Consider the following 14,368-nt stretch of genomic DNA (forward strand, 5'->3'; position numbering starts at 1 on the left):
TGTTTCACGTGAAACATTTTGATGTGATCGTGATCGGTGGCGGCCACGCGGGCGCGGAAGCGGCGCACGCTTCGGCACGGCTTGGCGCACAAACAGCGCTCGTCACGATGAGCCGCGATGGAATCGGCGTCATGTCCTGTAATCCGGCCATCGGCGGACTGGGGAAGGGCCATCTGGTACGAGAGATCGACGCGATGGACGGCGTGATGGGCCGCGTTGCCGATAGGGCCGGCATCCAATTCCGTCTGCTAAACCGTCGGAAAGGCCCCGCCGTTCAGGGCCCCCGTGCGCAGGCTGATCGGAAAATCTACCGGACAGAGATGCTCCGCGAAATCGACGCGCAAGCGAACCTCGACATCATTGAAGGAGAGGTTACCGACTTCGTGATGGCCGGCGAAGTCGTTGCCGGCGTAGTTTTGGCCGACGGAACGAACATCAAGGCGACATCCGTTGTTCTTACGACGGGGACGTTCCTCCGGGGGGTCATTCATATCGGCGATGTATCGCACGAAGGCGGCCGCATGGGGGACAAAGCGTCGGTCAAACTGGCCGAACGGATCGATTCCTTTAATCTCCCGATGGGCCGACTAAAGACGGGGACACCACCCCGGGTGGATGGCCGCACGATCAACTGGGATATACTGGAAGCCCAACCCGGGGACGATGACCCCGTCCTGTTTTCCTTCCTCTCCGACAAGGTTTCAGCCCCACAAGTCGCCTGCGGAATCACGCATACGAACGAGAAAACTCATCAGATCATCAGAGAAAATCTCGATAGGTCCGCAATGTATGGCGGGCATATCGATGGCGTAGGCCCGCGTTACTGCCCTTCGATCGAAGATAAGGTCGTCCGATTTGCCGAGAAAGAGTCGCATCAGGTCTTTCTAGAACCCGAAGGCGCGGATGATCATACCGTCTATCCAAACGGCATTTCGACCTCCCTCCCGGCGGATGTGCAGGAAGCCTATGTCCGGAGCATGGTTGGTCTCGAAAACGCAACTATTCTGCAACCCGGTTACGCCATCGAGTACGACTACGTCGATCCGCGCGTTCTTTCATCAACGCTTGCGGTCCGTACCGTACCCGGCCTCTATCTCGCCGGACAGATCAATGGTACGACGGGCTATGAGGAAGCGGCCGCGCAGGGACTGGTAGCAGGCTTGAATGCCGCTCTGCGCGCCCAAGGCCGGGATGCGGTGACATTTACCCGTTCCGAAAGCTATATTGGGGTTATGGTCGATGATCTGACGACCCGGGGCGTTACAGAACCCTACCGGATGTTCACATCTCGGGCCGAGTTCCGCCTGTCGCTTCGAGCGGACAATGCGGATCAGCGGCTAACTCCTTTGGCGATGCAATTAGGCTGTATCTCTGACGCGCGCCGAGATAGCTTCGAGAAGAAGGTTTCCTCCCTAGAGGAGACAAAAGCGATGCTAGAAGGTACGGAGTATACGCCGAAAGAGCTTGCGAACGCCGGTATCAAAGTCAACCAAGATGGTGCAAAGCGTAGCGGCTATCAGGTTCTCGCGTTTCCCGATGTAGAGTTTGAAGACTTGCTACCACTTGATCGCAGCCTGGAAGAAACTCCATTCGAAATGCGTCGACAGATTGAGCGGGACGCGCTCTACGCAACCTACATCGCTCGACAACAGAAAGAGATCGACGTGCTGAAGAAAGACGAGAACGTTCGTATACCGTCTGATTTTTCCTTCGATGATCTTGCAGGCCTTTCTAACGAGCTGAGGTCGAAGGTATCTTCCGCGCGTCCGGAAACAATGGCACAGGCGGCTCGCATTGATGGAATGACACCAGCTGCGCTGACTTTGATACTTGCTCGTGTGAAGCGCGGGGCCGGAAAGAAGTCAGCATGAGCACCGAAAATGACCTTGATGTTTCACGTGAAACATTTGAAAAGCTGAAAGCCTTTGCTGAACTGGTGAGGAAATGGAATCCGAAGATTAATTTGGTTTCTAAGGACAGCTTGAACGACCTTTGGTCTCGCCATATTCTGGATTCCGTCCAAATCTTTGAGCTTGTTCCAGGGCCAGGGAAGTGGGTAGACCTCGGTAGCGGCGGAGGTTTCCCGGGCATTGTTATTTCGATCCTCAATCAAGAAGAACGCAATTTCGATGTAGTCATGGTTGAAAGTGATCAAAGGAAATCAGCTTTCCTACGGACGGCTATTCGAGAACTTGATCTCGCGGCAAAGGTGAAAACCGAGAGAATCGAAGAACTCGAATGTCTCGAAGCAGACGTGCTATCTGCCCGCGCTTTAGCCGATCTGACGAAGTTGTTAGGGTTCGCCGAGTTGCATCTTAAACGCGGGGGCATTGCACTTTTCCCTAAAGGTCAAAGCTGGCAGCGTGAAGACCTAGAGGCGCGGCAGGACTGGAATTACGACCTAGAGACGGTAACCAGCAAGACCAATTCGGACGCTGCCATTCTAAAGATTAAGGATATCGCCCGTGTCTGACCTTTCTCGTCCAGCTGGACCGAAAATCATTGCCATTGCAAACCAGAAGGGCGGCGTTGGTAAAACGACGACGACGATCAATCTTGCCGCTGCGCTTGCGGAAGCTGGGAAGCGTATTCTGGTGGTTGATCTGGATCCGCAAGGCAATGCTTCTACGGGTCTTGGCATCGAAGTCGAAGATCGCGATTTTACGACATATGATCTCTTGCTGGACGATAGCCTTCCGCAGGATGTCATTCAGCACACCGAAACGGATGGGTTACTTATCGTTCCGGCGACGGTTGACCTCAGCTCAGCGGACATCGAACTCTTTTCGAATGAAAAGAGAAGTTTCCTTTTGCACGACGCACTCAGGCAGACGCAGATGGATCAGTTCAAGTTCGACTATATCTTGATCGATTGCCCGCCTTCACTCAACCTATTGACGGTGAATGCGATGATCGCGGCGCACTCTGTACTTGTGCCTTTGCAGAGCGAATTTTTTGCGTTGGAAGGGCTCTCTCAGCTTATGTTGACGATAAGAGAGGTCCGGCAAAGCGGGAATAAGGACCTGCGGATTGAGGGCGTTCTACTGACCATGTATGATCGCCGCAATAACCTGTCGCAACAGGTTGAGAATGACGCGCGAGCGAACCTTGGTGAACTGGTGTTCCAAACTGTAATTCCGCGCAATGTTCGGGTGAGCGAGGCGCCGAGCTTTGCCATGCCCGTTCTGAGTTATGATCCCACATCGAAAGGGGCCCAAGCCTACCGCGATTTAGCGGCGGAGCTAACAAGAAACAATGGTTAATAAGGTGGCAGTATGGCAGACAAACAAGAGCGTAAACGGGGCCTTGGCCGGGGGCTTTCGGCACTGATGGCGGATGTAGCGGAGACCGAGAGCGTGGCCGCCAAGGGGGCCGCGGCGGCGGAGCAGTTCGTTCCGATCGAGCGAATCAAACCGAACCCGGATCAGCCGCGTAAGCGTTTTGAGCAGGAGCACCTTGATGATCTTGCGGCCTCAATCAAAGAAAAGGGGGTCATTCAGCCCCTGATCGTCCGCGCTTTGGCTGATGGCAATTTCGAGATCGTCGCGGGTGAACGGCGCTGGCGGGCCTCGCAGATCGCGAAGGTGCATAGCCTGCCGGTGATCGTTCGCGAGTTTACCGATGTCGAAGTGCTTGAAGTCGCGATCATCGAGAACATCCAGCGGGCAGATCTGAACTCGGTCGAAGAAGCGGCGGGTTATCGGCAGTTGATGGATAAGTTCGGCCATACGCAGGAGAAGATGGCCGAAGCCCTCGGGAAAAGCCGAAGCCATATTGCGAACCTATTGCGTCTGCTGAACCTGCCGGATCCGGTGCAAGAGATGGTGCGCCAGAATGAGCTGAGCGCGGGCCATGCGCGGGCGCTGATTCCGGCGAAGGATCCGCTGAAACTGGCGCAGCAGGTCATCAAAGGCGGCCTTTCCGTCCGCGCGACCGAGGCTTTGGTCAAGAAAGATCAGGCCGGCGAGCGCGGTAATATGGTAAATAAAGAGCGTCTCTCGCAGCGCCCAGAGAAAGATGCCGATACGCAGGCGCTTGAAGGCGATCTGTCAGCCAACTTAGGCATGAAGGTTAGTTTGGACCATAAACCGGGTCAGGAAGCGGGTAAGGTGACGTTGCACTATACCACGCTTGACCAGTTGGATGAGATCTGCCGCCTGTTGGGCGGCTCTTAAGGCAGAAGCGTTTCGATCACGGCGTTAAGGACAATAACGCCTTGATCTGAAACGATTAACCTGTCTTTCTCGCGTGTTGCCATGCCGATGTCTTGCAGGTGATTGACGGCCTTTTCGTCGATCTCATGCCCGGCAATATCGGCGTAACGGCTAAGGTCAACGCCTTCTTTCAGGCGCAGGCCCATCAGGAGAAACTCAGTCGCCTGTTCGCTTCGGCTCAGGGCGGTCCGGGGTTTCTCCGTTTCGCCCTTTGCGACACCGTCGAGCCACCGCTGTGGATTGCTATAAGCAACTGTCGCGAATTTCTCTCCGCCCAGCGTCAACCGCCCATGAGCGCCGGGGCCGATGCCGATATAGTCCCCATAGCGCCAATAGATCATGTTGTGCCGCGACTGTGCGCCATCCCGGGCGTGGTTTGACACCTCGTAAGCAGGCATGCCCATGTCATTGCAGATGTCTTGGGTCAGGGTGAACATATCCGCGCCGAGATCTTCGTCGGGCAGGCCGCGAAGTTTTCCGCGGGCGTAACGGTCGCCAAAGGCGGTGCCTTGTTCGATGGTCAGCTGATAGAGCGAAATGTGGTCTATCGCGAGGGATAGAGCCTGTTTCAACTCTGCTTCCCATTCCACGGCGGATTGGTCTTGCCGCCCATAGATTAGATCGAAGCTCACGCGGTCAAAGGTATTACGGGCGATGTCGAAAGCAGTCATCGCTTCTTTCGCCGTATGCAGGCGGCCCAAACGTTTGAGATCCGGATCGTTCAGCGCCTGAATGCCCATGGAGACGCGCGACACCCCGGCCTGCCGATAGGCAGCGAAGCGGCCCGCTTCGACCGAGCCGGGATTGGCTTCGAGGGTGATTTCCAGATCGTTCGCCGTAGGCCAGTGGCGCCGGATGGCGCTGATGATGTCTGCGACGACATCGGGGTCCATCAAACTGGGCGTGCCGCCGCCGAAAAAGACCGCATTGAGCACGCGCCCCGGTGTCTCATCCGCAGCGCGCTGAAGCTCGGCGAGATAGGCATCGCGCCAAGCGGCTTGGTCGATCTGGCGGCTAACGTGGCTGTTAAAGTCGCAATAGGGACATTTCGCCTCGCAAAATGGCCAATGGATATAGAGGCCGAAGCCGCCCTGTTGCCAATCTTCAGCCAAAACAGCCCGCAATCAGTTTCGCAAAGGCATCCGCGCGGTGGCTGATGCTGTTTTTCTGCTCGGCGTCCATTTCGGCAAAGGTGACCTCATGGCCGTCAGGTTGGAACATCGGGTCATAGCCGTGACCCTGTTCGCCGCGCATCGGCCAAACCAAAGTGCCATTCACCTTGCCCGCGAAAACCTCGTCATGCCCGTCCGGCCATGCCAAGACCAGCGTCGCGCAAAACCGGGCGCGGCGAGGGTGGGGGGCGTTCTTTTCTTCCAGCAGATTGCGCGTCTTGGTCATGGCCATGACGAAGTCGCGGCCATTCTCCGTTTCGGCCCAATCGGCGGTATAGACGCCGGGCGCGTTGTCGAGCGCCTCGACTTCGATGCCGGAATCGTCGGCTAGCGCGGGCAGGCCGGTCGCCTTGGCGGCGGCATGCGCCTTGATCCGGGCGTTGCCGACGAATGTCGTCTCGGTCTCTTCCGGCTCGGGCAGGTTCATCTCTGCCGCGCCGACCACCTCAACCCCGTGGGGGGCGAAGAGCTGGCGCATCTCTGCCAGTTTGCCCGCGTTATGGGTGGCAATCAGAATGCGATTTTCGGTGAACTTGCGGGTCATGCGGTAACCGATTTTTGGATTGTGGCCAGTTCGCCGACGCCTTTTTCGGCCAGGTCCATCAGCTGGTTCATCTGGTCGCGGGTATAGGTTGAGCCTTCGGCGCTCATCTGCACTTCGATCAGCTTGCCGGATCCGGTCATGATGAAGTTGCCATCGACGCCCGCCTCGGAATCCTCGGGGTAGTCGAGATCGAGCACCGGCTGGCCTGCGTAGATGCCGCAGCTTACCGCCGCGACCGGATCGACCAGCGGGTCAGAGACGACATCGCCCGCTTTCATCAGCTTGTTCACAGCCAGACGCAGCGCGATCCAACCGCCGGTGATCGACGCGCAGCGGGTGCCGCCATCGGCTTGCAGCACATCGCAGTCGACGGTGATCTGACGCTCGCCCAAGGCGGAGCGGTCGACCCCGGCGCGCAGGGCGCGGCCGATCAGACGCTGGATCTCGACCGTGCGACCCCCTTGTTTGCCGGAGGCGGCTTCGCGACGCATCCGTGTGTTGGTGGCGCGGGGCAGCATGCCGTATTCGGCGGTGACCCAGCCCAGACCGGAGCCTTTAATGAACGGCGGCACGCGGTCTTCGATCGTTGCGGTGCAGAGCACATGGGTATCGCCCATCTTGATCAGGGCCGACCCTTCGGCATGTTTGGTGAAACCTGTCTCGATCGAGACGGCGCGCATTTCATCGAGTTTCCGGCCAGAGGGACGCATGACATATCCTTTTTGATGTTGCCCGGGGATACCGCCCCACAAGGCTTTGATGCAACCCCGATTGACGTTTGCCCGGCTTGTACCTTTATTAGACAAGAGAGCGAGCACCGATGAAAAACACGCCTGAATTGCTGAAAGACATGAACGACCGATCCCGCGAAGTGTTTCGCCGGGTGGTTGAAGGCTATCTGGAAAGTGGCGATCCGGTGGGGTCGCGCACCCTGACGCGGGACTTCAGCGAAAAGGTCTCGGCGGCGACAATCCGCAATGTAATGCAGGATCTCGAATATATGGGCCTGTTGGATAGCCCTCATGTTTCAGCCGGGCGCATTCCGACACAGCTAGGGCTCCGGATGTTCGTCGATGGGATGATCGAGATCGGCGATCCGACAGAGCTTGACCGGGAGAAGATCGACGCGACACTGGGGAATAATTCCTCTGATGTCGGCGGGCTGTTGGACCGGATCGGATCGGCCCTGTCGGGCGTCACGCATGGTGCGTCGCTCGTGTTGACGCCGAAGCATGAAGCGCCGATCAAACATATCGAATTCGTTTCTCTCTCGCCTGATAGAGCCTTGGTGGTGCTTGTTTTCTCCGACGGCCATGTGGAGAACCGGCTATTCACGCCGCCACCCGGGCAGACCCCCAGTTCGATGCGCGAGGCGGCGAATTTCCTGAATGCTTTCGTCGAAGGCAAAACCCTTAGCGAGTTGCAGCGCAGCATCAAGCAGGAGATCGCCAAACGCCGTCAGGAGATCGACGTGCTGGCACAGCAGCTTGTCGAGAGCGGTGCGGTGCTGTGGGACGCGGAAGGAGAGCATTCCGAGCGTCTGATCGTGCGCGGTCGGTCGAATCTGCTGGGCGGAGAGGCGGAGGCCGAAGACCTTGACCGTATCCGCAGCCTTTTCGATGATCTTGAGCGCAAGCGGGACATCGCCGAATTCCTCGAACTGGCCGAAGATGGGGACGGTGTGCGCATTTTTATCGGCTCGGAAAACAAACTTTTCTCACTTTCGGGTTCCTCTCTGGTCGTTTCCCCTTATATGAACGCTGATCGTAAGGTGATCGGCGCCGTGGGTGTCATTGGCCCGACACGCTTAAATTATGGACGTATCGTGCCGATTGTGAACTACACGGCACAACTGGTGGGAAAGCTGATTTCCGACCGGAACTAGAGGTGGAACATGGCAGAGCCGAAAGAAAACGACTTTTTGGACGAGATCGACAGCGCCGAAGCTGAAGAATACGCCGAAGACATGGCCGAGATCGACGAAGAAGCCCTTGCGGTTGAGGAACTGCGCGCCGAGCGTGACCAGTACCGCGACCGTTTCATGCGCGCGCTCGCCGATGCCGAGAATGCGCGCAAACGCTCCGACAAGGACCGTCGCGAGGCCGAGAACTATGGCGGCTCCAAGCTGGCCCGTGACATGCTGCCCGTTTATGACAACATGAAACGCGCGCTGGAAACCACCACCGATGAGCAGAAAGAGGCCTTTGGCCCGCTGCTGGAAGGTGTGGAACTGACGATGCGCGAGCTTCTGAACGTCTTCAAAAAGCACGGCATCGAAGTGATCGCGCCCGAGGTTGGCGACAAGTTCGACCCCAAGCATCACGAAGCGATGTTCGAAGCGCCCGTGCCCGGCACCGTGGCGGGCGAGATCATTCAGGTCGCCGCCGAAGGCTTTATGCTGCACGACCGTCTGCTGCGCCCGGCGCAGGTTGGGGTGTCTTCGACCCCGGCGAGCTAAGCGCGCAATCAGTCACTTTCGAAGGAGGCGGTCAGGATTTGGCCGCCTCTTTCAGTTTATAGATCAGCTCAAGCGCTTCACGTGGGGAGAGTTCATCGGGGATGATCTCTGCCAGCTTCTCTTCGACCGCCGAGGTTTTCGCGGGGGCCGGTTGCGGCGGCGGGCTGGCTGCGAAGAGCGGCAGATCGTCGATCAGCGTCTTTTGTGTAGCCCCGCCTTCGCGTTCGCCTTTCTCCAATGCCTCCAGCACCACGCGGGCGCGGGCGATCACCGGGGCGGGCAGGCCCGCCAACTGCGCCACCTGCACCCCATAAGAGCGGTCCGCCGCCCCCTTGCGCACCTCGTGCAGGAAGACGACCTCGCCCTCCCATTCCTTGACTGCTACCGTGGCATTGTCGACCCCCGGCAGCTTGCCGGCCAGCGCCGTCATCTCGTGATAATGGGTGGCGAAGAGCGCCCGGGTCCGGTTCACGTCATGCAGATGTTCCAGCGTGGCCCAAGCGATCGAGAGTCCGTCGTAGGTCGCGGTGCCGCGCCCGATCTCGTCGAGGATCACCAGCGCGCGGTCGTCGGCTTGGTTCAAGATCGCGGCGGTTTCGACCATTTCGACCATGAAGGTCGAGCGGCCCCGCGCCAGATCGTCTGAGGCACCGACGCGGCTGAAAAGCTGGCTAACAACGCCGATATGCGCCGAACTCGCAGGCACGAAACTGCCCATCTGCGCCATCAGGGCGATCAGCGCGTTCTGGCGCAGGAAGGTCGATTTACCCGCCATGTTCGGGCCAGTGAGGAGCCAGATGTTCGCGGCTTCACCTTCGGCACTCAAGTCACAGTCATTGGCGATGAAAGGCTCGCCCGATTGCTGGGTCAGAGCGCGTTCAACGACTGGATGCCGCCCCCCTTGGATGTCAAAGGCGCGGGACATATCCACGCGCGGGCGGGTCCAATTCTCGCTTCGGGCAAGGTCGGCCAGCCCTGTGGCCAGATCGACTTCGGCCAACCCGGCAGAGGCTTGGCCGATCTCTGCCGCATGCTCCAGAATGGCACTCCGAAGGCTCTCATAGAGCCGCTTTTCGATCTCCTGTGCGTGGTTGCCCGCGTTGAGTATTTTCGTCTCCAACTCGGACAGTTCGACAGTGGTAAAGCGCACTTGGTTCGCCGTGGTCTGACGATGGATAAAGGTCTCTGACAGCGGCGGGTTCAGCATCTTCTCGGCATGGGTCGCGGTGCATTCGACGAAGTATCCCAGCACGTTGTTGTGCTTGATCTTCAGCGACGAAATCCCCGTGTCAGAGACAAATTGCTGCTGCATACCGGCAATCACGCTGCGGCCTTCGTCGCGCAGCTCGCGCGCGGCGTCGAGGTCGGCGTCATGGCCGGGGGCGATGAAACCGCCGTCGCGCACCATCAGCGGGGGCTCGGCCACCAAGGCGTGATCCAACAGGTCGATGAGGTCGCCATGACCCTGCAACCCTTCGGCGGCTTCGCGCAGCAGGTCGGGCAGATCCTGCTGCGTCAGGGTCTGGTGCAAAGCCTCAGCTTCGATCAAACCGTTGCGGATCGCGGCAAGGTCGCGGGGGCCGCCGCGGTCAAGCGACAGGCGCGATAGCGCGCGGTCGAGATCAGGCACATTGCGCAGACGCTGGCGGATGTCGTCCGCGAGCCGGGCGTTATCATAGGCAAAGCTCACCGCATCGGCGCGGGAGGTGACCACATCGACAACGCGCGAGGGGCTTGAGATCCGCCGCTCTAACAGCCGCGCGCCCCCGGCGGTGACGGTATTATCCATGATCGACAGCAAAGACCCGGCGCGGCCACCATTTAGGGAGTGGGTGAGTTCCAGATTGCGCCGGGTTGCCGCGTCAATCTGAACGGTGCGGGCCTCTGCCTCTTTCTGGGGCGGGCGGAGCAGGGGCAGCTTGCCGCGTTGAGTGATAGTGAGGTATTCTATTACCGCTCCCATAGCCGAGACTTCGGCGCGGGTGAAGCTGCCGAAAGCCTCTAGCGTTGCAATATCAAACAGGTCACAGACCCGCTTTTCCGCACTGGTGCTGTCAAAAGCCGAGCGGGCCAAACCCGTTAACGCGATACCGAAATCAGAGACGACTTCGTGCAATTCACTCTCTTTCACCTCAGAGACGATCAGTTCCGATGGCGACAGCCGCGCCAATTCCGGCCCCAGACGCACCTGCGCCAGCGGCATCACGTGAAACGCACCGGTCGAGATATCGACCCAAGCCATCGCACAAGCATCGCGCACCTCGGCAAAGGCCGCGAGGTAGTTGTGGCGCCGCGCTTCCAGCAGGCTTTCCTCGGTCAGCGTGCCGGGGGTGACCAGCCGCACCACGTCGCGTTTCACCACCGCTTTGTAGCCGCGTTTCTTGGCCTCCGCGGGGCTCTCCATCTGCTCGCAGACCGCCACGCGAAACCCCTTGCGGATCAGCGTCAGCAGGTAGCCTTCGGCGGCATGCACCGGCACGCCGCACATGGCGATATCCTTGCCCTGATGCTTGCCGCGTTTGGTGAGCGCGATGTCCAACGCCTCTGCCGCGGCGATGGCATCGTCAAAGAACATCTCGTAAAAATCGCCCATGCGGTAGAACAGCAACGCGTCCTGATGGTCCGCTTTAAGCTCGAGATATTGCGCCATCATTGGCGTTACTTTTTCTGTCTGCACGGCTGCCCCCTGTTGCCGCGCGGACCCTACAAAACCCCCCGGCGCAGCGAAAGGGGGTGCGGGGCCTTGGGCGGGCTTTGTCATGCGATTTGCACTGACGTGGGGCTTGCGTTGTGCTGAACTCGGATCGTGGCTAAGAAGATCCCAAAGCAGAAGAAGGGTAATGTCGTGACGAGAAAGAACCGTATCACCTCTGAAGAGGCGCTTGCCTTTCACCTCGAACCGACCCCCGGCAAGTTCGAGATCTCGGCCACGGTGCCGATGACCACACAGCGCGATCTGAGCCTTGCCTATTCCCCCGGTGTGGCCGTCCCTTGTGAGGCCATCGCCGAAAGCCCTGAGACAGCCTATGACTACACCAACAAGGGCAATCTGGTCGCCGTGATCTCGAACGGGACGGCGGTTTTGGGGCTTGGCAATCTCGGTGCGCTGGCCTCCAAACCGGTGATGGAAGGCAAGGCGGTTCTGTTCAAGCGCTTCGCGGATGTGAACTCGATCGATATCGAGCTTGATACCGAGGACACCGAGGCCTTCATCAACGCCTGCAAGCTGATGGGGCCGACCTTCGGCGGCATCAACCTCGAAGACATCAAGGCGCCCGAGTGTTTCATCATCGAGCAGCGCCTGAAGGAAGAGATGGACATTCCCGTCTTCCACGACGACCAGCACGGCACGGCGGTGATCTGTGCCGCCGGGCTGATCAACGCGTTGCACCTCTCGGGCAAGAAGATCGAGGACGTGCGCATCGTGCTCAACGGTGCGGGGGCTGCGGGCATCGCCTGTCTGGAACTGCTCAAGGCGATGGGCGCGAAACACGACAATTGCATCATGTGCGACACCAAGGGCGTGATCTACCAAGGCCGCACCGAGGGCATGAACCAGTGGAAATCGGCCCATGCCGCCAATACCGAGCTGCGCAGCTTGGAAGAGGCGATGAAGGGCGCGGATGTGTTCCTTGGCGTCTCGGTCAAGGGGGCGGTGACGCCTGCGATGGTCGCCTCCATGGCCGACAACCCGGTGATCTTCGCCATGGCCAACCCAGACCCGGAGATCACGCCCGAAGAGGCGCATGAGGTCCGCATGGACGCCATCGTCGCCACCGGGCGCTCGGACTACCCGAACCAGGTCAACAACGTGCTGGGCTTTCCCTATCTTTTCCGTGGCGCGCTCGACATCCATGCCCGGGCCATCAACGACGAGATGAAGATCGCCTGCGCCCATGCGCTGGCGCAACTGGCGCGCGAGGACGTGCCGGACGAGGTGGCGCTGGCCTATGGCCGCACGCTGAGCTTTGGCCGCGACTACATCATTCCCACGCCATTCGACCCACGCCTCATCCACCGCATTCCGCCCGCCGTGGCCAAGGCGGGCATGGACACCGGGGCCGCGCGGCGCCCGATCATCGACATGGACGCCTATGAGGTCGGGCTGAAGTCGCGGATGGACCCGACGGCGAGCATCCTGCGCGGCATCAACGCCCGCGCCCGGGCCAATCAGGCCCGGATGATCTTTGCCGAGGGGGACGATCCCAAGGTGCTGCGCGCGGCGGTCATGTACCAGCGCGCGGGCTTGGGCAAGGCGCTGGTCGTGGGCCGCGAGGACGACGTGCGCGCCAAGCTCGAAGAGGCGGGCATGGCCGACGCGGTGCGCGAGTTGGAGGTGGTGAACGCCGCCAACACCCAGCATCTGCCGACCTATAAAGACTTTCTTTACGGCCGGTTGCAGCGCAAGGGGTTCGACCGCAAGGACATCCACCGCCTCGCCTCGCGCGACCGCCATGTCTTTGCCGCACTGATGCTGGCGCATGGTCATGGCGACGGTCTGGTGACCGGGGCCACCCGCAAGTCGGCGCATGTCTTGGAGCGGCTCAACCACGTTTTTGATGCCAATGCCGAGGCCGGGGCCGCGGGCATCACGGCCCTGCTGCACAAGGGGCGCATCGTCTTTATCGCCGACACCTTGGTCCATGAATGGCCCGATGAGAACGATCTGGCGAATATCGCCGAAAGCGGCGCGCGCGTGGCGCGGCACCTGGGGCTTGAGCCTCGGGTCGCCTTCGTTAGCTTCTCGACCTTCGGCTATCCCGTGTCGGAACGCGCCGAAAAGATGCACCTTGCGCCAGAGGTGTTGGATCAGCGCGGGGTGGATTTCGAATATGAGGGCGAGATGACCGTCGACGTGGCGCTGAACGCGGCCAGTCAGGCGAATTACCCGTTCTCGCGGCTGACCGGCCCTGCGAACATCCTCGTGGTGCCAGCGCGACATTCGGCCAGCATCTCGGTCAAGCTAATGCAAGAGATGGCCGGAGCCACGGTGATCGGGCCGATCCTCACGGGCCTCGATAAGTCGATTCAGATCTGCTCTTCGACCTCGACGGCGAATGACATCCTTAACATGGCCATTCTCGCGGCCTGCAAGGTGGGCTGATGATCTGGAATCTCGGCTCTATCAACGCGGATAACTTTTATCTGCTGCCCCATCTGCCGGGACCGGGAGAGACTATTTCAGCCCGTGATTTTCGGCAGGGGCTGGGCGGGAAGGGGGCCAATATGTCGGTCGCCGCCGCCCGGGCCGGGACGCGGGTGATGCATGTCGGCGCGTTGGGCGCCGATGGCGGTTGGGCGCTGGAACGGCTTTTGGAATATGGGGTCGAAACGGCGCATATCACCTTGATGGAGGGCGTGACCGGTCACGCCAATATCGCCGTGGATCTGGAAGGGGAGAACAATATCGTCATCTTCCCCGGCACCAATCACGAGATCACCGATGAGATGATCGGTGCCGCACTGAGCGAGGCTTCCTCGGGCGATTGGCTGTTGATGCAGAACGAAACCAACGGGCAGCGGTTCGCGGCGCGAACGGCAAAGACCTTGGGCCTGCGACTGGCCTATGCCGCCGCCCCTTTCGATGCGGATGCGGTGACGGCGATCCTCGAACAGATCGATCTATTGGTGCTGAACGAGGTCGAAGCGGCGCAGTTGCGGGCCGCGACGGGGGGCGAGCTGCGGCAACTGCCGATTGACGACATCGTGGTGACGCTGGGGGCGGGGGGCTGTGAATGGGTCTCTAACAAGGCACATCTGGTCGAGAGCTTCCCCGCCTATCAAGTCGATGCGGTGGATACGACCGGCGCGGGCGATACTTTCACCGGCTATCTGCTGGCCGGGTTGGACCGGGGGATGACCATGCCGCAGGCGATTGATCTGGCCATGCGCGCCGGGGCCTTGATGGTCACGCGTCATGGCACGGCGGATGTGATCCCCGATCTGAAAGAGATCCGGGATCACGATTTTCGGAGCTAAT

The 14,368-nt window shown here is 59.8% G+C and carries 12 protein-coding genes; 8 read left to right on the plus strand and 4 right to left on the minus strand.

Annotated features, from left to right (window positions below; translation table 11 throughout):
- Nucleotides 1-8: 8 nt before the first annotated feature.
- From mnmG to ACGYLO_RS01850, 4 genes are read left to right on the plus strand one after another with little or no spacing between them, the layout of a single operon-like run.
- On the plus strand, nucleotides 9-1,871 hold the full coding sequence (gene mnmG, locus ACGYLO_RS01835; RefSeq protein WP_271688635.1) for a tRNA uridine-5-carboxymethylaminomethyl(34) synthesis enzyme MnmG: 1,863 nt from the start codon (nucleotides 9-11) through the stop codon (nucleotides 1,869-1,871).
- On the plus strand, nucleotides 1,868-2,473 hold the full coding sequence (rsmG, locus tag ACGYLO_RS01840; RefSeq protein WP_271688634.1) for a 16S rRNA (guanine(527)-N(7))-methyltransferase RsmG: 606 nt from the start codon (nucleotides 1,868-1,870) through the stop codon (nucleotides 2,471-2,473). The genes mnmG and rsmG overlap by 4 nt, the downstream gene beginning before the upstream one ends.
- On the plus strand, nucleotides 2,466-3,263 hold the full coding sequence (locus ACGYLO_RS01845; RefSeq protein ID WP_271688633.1) for a ParA family protein: 798 nt from the start codon (nucleotides 2,466-2,468) through the stop codon (nucleotides 3,261-3,263). Before rsmG ends, ACGYLO_RS01845 begins: the two co-directional genes overlap by 8 nt.
- A gap of 12 nt (nucleotides 3,264-3,275) precedes the next feature.
- Complete coding sequence (locus ACGYLO_RS01850) at nucleotides 3,276-4,175, plus strand: ParB/RepB/Spo0J family partition protein (protein ID WP_067267864.1); 900 nt, start codon at nucleotides 3,276-3,278, stop codon at nucleotides 4,173-4,175.
- On the opposite strand, the gene hemW is transcribed toward ACGYLO_RS01850, so the two are convergent.
- Genes hemW through rph form a run of 3 tightly spaced genes read right to left on the minus strand, consistent with a single transcriptional unit; the run spans nucleotide 4,172 to nucleotide 6,640 of the window.
- The gene (gene hemW / locus ACGYLO_RS01855) at nucleotides 4,172-5,326 is read right to left on the minus strand and encodes a radical SAM family heme chaperone HemW (protein WP_271688632.1); all 1,155 of its coding nucleotides are present in this window, start codon (nucleotides 5,324-5,326) and stop codon (nucleotides 4,172-4,174) included. The genes ACGYLO_RS01850 and hemW overlap by 4 nt on opposite strands.
- Nucleotides 5,319-5,930, minus strand: a complete 612-nt coding sequence (gene rdgB / locus ACGYLO_RS01860) for an RdgB/HAM1 family non-canonical purine NTP pyrophosphatase (protein WP_271688631.1) — start codon at nucleotides 5,928-5,930, stop codon at nucleotides 5,319-5,321. The genes hemW and rdgB overlap by 8 nt, the downstream gene beginning before the upstream one ends.
- Complete coding sequence (gene rph, locus ACGYLO_RS01865; RefSeq protein ID WP_271688630.1) at nucleotides 5,927-6,640, minus strand: ribonuclease PH; 714 nt, start codon at nucleotides 6,638-6,640, stop codon at nucleotides 5,927-5,929. The genes rdgB and rph overlap by 4 nt, the downstream gene beginning before the upstream one ends.
- A gap of 110 nt (nucleotides 6,641-6,750) precedes the next feature.
- On the opposite strand from rph, the gene hrcA reads away from it, so the two are divergent.
- Nucleotides 6,751-7,815, plus strand: a complete 1,065-nt coding sequence (gene hrcA / locus ACGYLO_RS01870; RefSeq protein ID WP_271688629.1) for a heat-inducible transcriptional repressor HrcA — start codon at nucleotides 6,751-6,753, stop codon at nucleotides 7,813-7,815.
- 9 nt (nucleotides 7,816-7,824) lie between these two features.
- Nucleotides 7,825-8,388 carry a nucleotide exchange factor GrpE gene (locus ACGYLO_RS01875; RefSeq protein ID WP_067267873.1) on the plus strand — a complete coding sequence of 188 codons (564 nt, stop codon included), beginning with the start codon at nucleotides 7,825-7,827 and terminating at the stop codon, nucleotides 8,386-8,388.
- Nucleotides 8,389-8,419: 31 nt separating this feature from the next.
- Here ACGYLO_RS01875 and mutS read toward each other — a convergent pair whose 3' ends face one another.
- Nucleotides 8,420-11,041, minus strand: a complete 2,622-nt coding sequence (mutS, locus tag ACGYLO_RS01880) for a DNA mismatch repair protein MutS (protein WP_271690011.1) — start codon at nucleotides 11,039-11,041, stop codon at nucleotides 8,420-8,422.
- A 192-nt stretch (nucleotides 11,042-11,233) separates the two neighbouring features.
- Between mutS and ACGYLO_RS01885 the strand changes: the two genes are divergently transcribed.
- Together ACGYLO_RS01885 and ACGYLO_RS01890 are read left to right on the plus strand one after the other, a co-directional pair.
- Nucleotides 11,234-13,492, plus strand: a complete 2,259-nt coding sequence (locus ACGYLO_RS01885; RefSeq protein WP_271688628.1) for an NADP-dependent malic enzyme — start codon at nucleotides 11,234-11,236, stop codon at nucleotides 13,490-13,492.
- Complete coding sequence (locus tag ACGYLO_RS01890; RefSeq protein WP_271688627.1) at nucleotides 13,492-14,367, plus strand: ribokinase; 876 nt, start codon at nucleotides 13,492-13,494, stop codon at nucleotides 14,365-14,367. The genes ACGYLO_RS01885 and ACGYLO_RS01890 overlap by 1 nt, the downstream gene beginning before the upstream one ends.
- Nucleotide 14,368: the final 1 nt, after the last annotated feature.

The sequence above is a fragment of the Sulfitobacter sp. 1A13353 genome (genome assembly GCF_043557255.1).
Classification (GTDB): Bacteria; Pseudomonadota; Alphaproteobacteria; order Rhodobacterales; family Rhodobacteraceae; genus Sulfitobacter; species Sulfitobacter faviae.

What these genes read in the sequence shown, in the direction of transcription:
- mutS (WP_271690011.1), bottom strand. Translation starts at nt 11,041, where the DNA reads ATGATGGCGCAATATCTCGAGCTTAAAGCGGACCATCAGGACGCGTTG.
- rsmG (WP_271688634.1), top strand. Translation starts at nt 1,868, where the DNA reads ATGAGCACCGAAAATGACCTTGATGTTTCACGTGAAACATTTGAAAAG.
- rph (WP_271688630.1), bottom strand. Translation starts at nt 6,640, where the DNA reads ATGCGTCCCTCTGGCCGGAAACTCGATGAAATGCGCGCCGTCTCGATC.
- ACGYLO_RS01850 (WP_067267864.1), top strand. Translation starts at nt 3,276, where the DNA reads ATGGCAGACAAACAAGAGCGTAAACGGGGCCTTGGCCGGGGGCTTTCG.
- ACGYLO_RS01890 (WP_271688627.1), top strand. Translation starts at nt 13,492, where the DNA reads ATGATCTGGAATCTCGGCTCTATCAACGCGGATAACTTTTATCTGCTG.
- hrcA (WP_271688629.1), top strand. Translation starts at nt 6,751, where the DNA reads ATGAAAAACACGCCTGAATTGCTGAAAGACATGAACGACCGATCCCGC.
- rdgB (WP_271688631.1), bottom strand. Translation starts at nt 5,930, where the DNA reads ATGACCCGCAAGTTCACCGAAAATCGCATTCTGATTGCCACCCATAAC.
- ACGYLO_RS01875 (WP_067267873.1), top strand. Translation starts at nt 7,825, where the DNA reads ATGGCAGAGCCGAAAGAAAACGACTTTTTGGACGAGATCGACAGCGCC.